Source organism: Planktothrix sp., assembly GCF_046067725.1.
In the GTDB taxonomy this organism is placed as follows: Bacteria; Cyanobacteriota; Cyanobacteriia; order Cyanobacteriales; family Microcoleaceae; genus Planktothrix.
The window spans coordinates 1-3171 of the sequence record NZ_JBJUDF010000298.1 but is presented as its reverse complement, the minus strand read 5'-3'; the positions used below and the strand labels follow the sequence as shown (position 1 = coordinate 3171).

Genomic DNA, 3171 nt, shown 5'->3' with positions numbered 1-3171 from the left:
AAATCATCTAATAAATTCGTAATTTCTCCCTGAGCATTCTTGCGGTTATCATCATAAATCATCAAAGTATTCAGGTCATGGTGGCGGCTTAACTTTTGGACACGGCGCACATCTCCCCCGGTGGCATCGAGGGCAGCGGTGATGGAACTGTGTCTGATGCGGTGGGGTGACATGGGTTTAGAAATTCCCGCTTTCTGGCAAAACTCGCGCACCAGGTCATAGATACCCCATCCCCCCAGGCGATGACCTTTGGTACAGGGGTCAAGGGTACAAAATAACGGTGCAGTTTTCCTAACTTTTCCCCTAGCTTGTAACCAATCCTGAATCGCTTCTAGGGTAGCTGTTCCCAATTCAATTTTCTCCTTTTCGGTGCCGCGACCTTTACCGTGTATCCACAAACAACGGTTATCAACATCCAAATCGGAGATATTGGCATTGGAGATTTCACCGCGACGCAGGGCATTTGACCAGAGCAGCCGGAAGATAGCATAATCGCGTTTGCCTTTGAGAGTAGAGTGATCGCACAATTCCAGAAGCGTTTTCATTTGGTCAGTGGGAATACCGGAAGTGTCAGTGTAGCGGCGAACCTTCTCGTTTTTGATATCAGCCAGAGTAAAGTTACAACGGCCAATGGTGCGGGCATAGTTGACTAAGGATTTAATGGCAGCAAGGCGACGGTTAACGGTGGATTCTTTCAGACCCTTGTTAATTAAGTGTTGACGGTAGTTAAGGACAAGGGCAAGGGCATCAAATTGTTCTAAAGCAAGGAATTCCCTGACTAACTCCGGTGTTGGGTCACTATGGGCAATGAAACTAAAGAAATCTCGTAAATCCTTGGCATAGGCTTGGCGGGTTTCGAGACTGCGTTTATTGGCGAGTAAATCTCCCAAAATGTCAGAATTCGCTGAAAGAGTACGGAAAGCTTTCTTACCTTTGGCAATGAGTCCAGACATAGTGATGCTTTTGCTATTGCTGCTATTCGTTATGTTATCCGTTATGCTATCCATTTTGCTATCCGCTATGCTATTCGTTATGCTATTGGGTCAAGGAAGGACTCGGCTGTAGAGAAAGTCTCAGGGGAAGTGTAAGGAAATGTAACGAGTTGCAGAAACCTTGGGTTAGGAGTCAATAAATAACTGATGATGTTTTCCTGGGGTAAAAGATTATCTTCAGTTCTAGGTTTGAGTTTATAGTTGACCGTAGCATCTGAATCCAGAAAAAATCTCAGTTTTAAGTTAAGTAAAAATACGGTAGCAAACTGATGAGAAATCTCTTACACTGAAATATAGAAAACAACAGCAACACGCTGAAAACCGTTCAATTTGGGCAATTATAATGTCTACGGTCTATGTGGGGGCTAGAATCCCTGTCTCTTTGAATCAACGGTTATCTGAGCATATTGAGAAAACCGGAGCCTCTAAATCCGAAGTGATGACAAGTGCGCTGGCAGCTTATTTAGGTTCGGTGCAGGATGTCTCCCTTAGAGAAATGGTGTTTCAGCTTGAGAAACGGGTGATGCTGTTGGAAGCTGAACGGAGGGTTAGTTGTAGCGAACTGCAAACATAAACACTTCAAACTGCAAACAAGTCAATTTTCAAACCACATTCACTGCAAATAAGAGGGGTCTCGAAACCACATTCACTGCAAATGAAACCACATTATTTGCAAACAAACCACATTATTTGCAAATGAAACTACATTCACTGCAAATAAGCTGTAACCGTTGCAGTAATTGGAATACAGCATTTATTACCTCCAGTGTGTCCAGATTAAACGAGATTTTGCACTGGACATATATGTTTATTGATTTAGATATAAACTGAACACAAAGAACAGAAAAACTCTATATGCAGTCTTTCTCGGATTAATTTAACTTCCCTCTGACGCATACAAGGGAATTCCCATGTTTAACATCTGGTCTCTCAAATCTTGGGTTCGACCTGGAGGCAACTGAGCGTGTATAAAAGAATTGACTTCACTGACTCGTATATTTAATAACTCAGCTAAAACTTTAGAAGTGTAACCATGCCGTATTAAGCGAGGTTCTAAATCGTTAAGTCCTACGTTCAAGACAGCTTCAGCCAGATCACGGGTGACAGGTTTTGTTGCTGCTTGATAAGCGTCTTCAAAAGCCCTCTGCAAATAATGTTCGATTTGCAATGGAGTCGTCAATCGTTCTGCTAAAAATGCAATAGCTTCATCGGTAATCAAATCTTCAGGCAGATAATCATCATAAATACACTCGCTCAACAGCCACTTTATATACTCAACCTGATGTCCTCTAATCCCTTCTAAACTAAAAATATTGGTTCGAGCACCAATCTCTTCCAAAGAGGGTCGGCGCAGATCGTTTTTCAATTTGGGATGACCCAGTAGCACTACAGATAAAGTGCAACCGCTTTGACGTACCAATTCAATTAAACGCTTAATTTTGACTAACGTACTATGATGAATATCATGAGCTTCATCGACAAAAAGCACTATAGGTTTACGGCGTTTTTGAATTAAAGCCAACAATTTTCGTTCTCTAAGTTCTGGGTGAGTCGGGGGTTTAGCATCCTTTTCTGTGCTTAAATCCAAAAACAAAGCACTCATCAAAACCCCGACGTTGACCTTATCTTTGTCAAGGGCAAGGCAACGAGAAATAATGATGTCTTTTTCGGAGGACAATTCCAATTGCAGTCGTTGTAAAGTTGTTGTTTTACCACAACCAACAACACCTGTTATCGCAATCAAACGACCTTGCCTAATTTGGCTGCAATCACCGTGCTAAATGTCAGTTCTTGAAATGGGTTAGGCTCAACAAAAGGCTGCACTTTCAATTGGGTTGTATTATTCTCGAAATCATTCGGGTTGCCTTTACTAATGACAGAGTTTGGTAAAGACAACTGTTTAGCTAAAGATTCAATCCGCTCCGCCCGTTTCTGCGTTCGTGTTTTCTTGAAACTACGGTAGCGATGTAGGGGAATTGGGCCATCTACGGGGAGAAACGGCCCATAGCGACGTTCACCATGTTCTACATACAGTTCGTTATCGAACAAGCCCCACCACAGAACTACAGTTTCTCCAGCCAAATCCGGCTCCACCTCATAAGCCACACCCTCAACCGTAACGCGAGCATCGATGCCAACTTTGCGGCGTTCGGGTGAGCGTGCAAATGTACAAAAACGT

Annotated in this window: 3 protein-coding genes and 1 pseudogene; 1 reads left to right on the top strand and 3 read right to left on the bottom strand. The window is 42.8% G+C overall.

What is annotated here, in order from left to right; genetic code table 11:
* The coding region (locus ACKPEB_RS18430) for a tyrosine-type recombinase/integrase (RefSeq protein ID WP_408966430.1) at positions 1-953 on the bottom strand (953 nt) is incomplete at its 3' end.
* A 382-nt stretch (positions 954-1335) separates the two neighbouring features.
* On the opposite strand from ACKPEB_RS18430, the gene ACKPEB_RS18425 reads away from it, so the two are divergent.
* On the top strand, positions 1336-1566 hold the full coding sequence (locus ACKPEB_RS18425) for a hypothetical protein (protein ID WP_408966429.1): 231 nt from the start codon (positions 1336-1338) through the stop codon (positions 1564-1566).
* Between the two features lie 303 nt (positions 1567-1869).
* On the opposite strand, the gene ACKPEB_RS18420 is transcribed toward ACKPEB_RS18425, so the two are convergent.
* Positions 1870-2736 (bottom strand): AAA family ATPase, encoded by an 867-nt coding sequence (locus ACKPEB_RS18420; protein ID WP_408966428.1) that lies wholly within the window; start codon positions 2734-2736, stop codon positions 1870-1872.
* A 157-nt stretch (positions 2737-2893) separates the two neighbouring features.
* Positions 2894-3171 (bottom strand): annotated as a pseudogene (locus tag ACKPEB_RS18415) (IS481 family transposase); the annotation flags it as partial.

Bases quoted from the DNA above. Each gene is read 5' to 3' on its own strand.
- ACKPEB_RS18425 (WP_408966429.1), top strand. From the start codon at position 1,336: ATGTCTACGGTCTATGTGGGGGCTAGAATCCCTGTCTCTTTGAATCAA.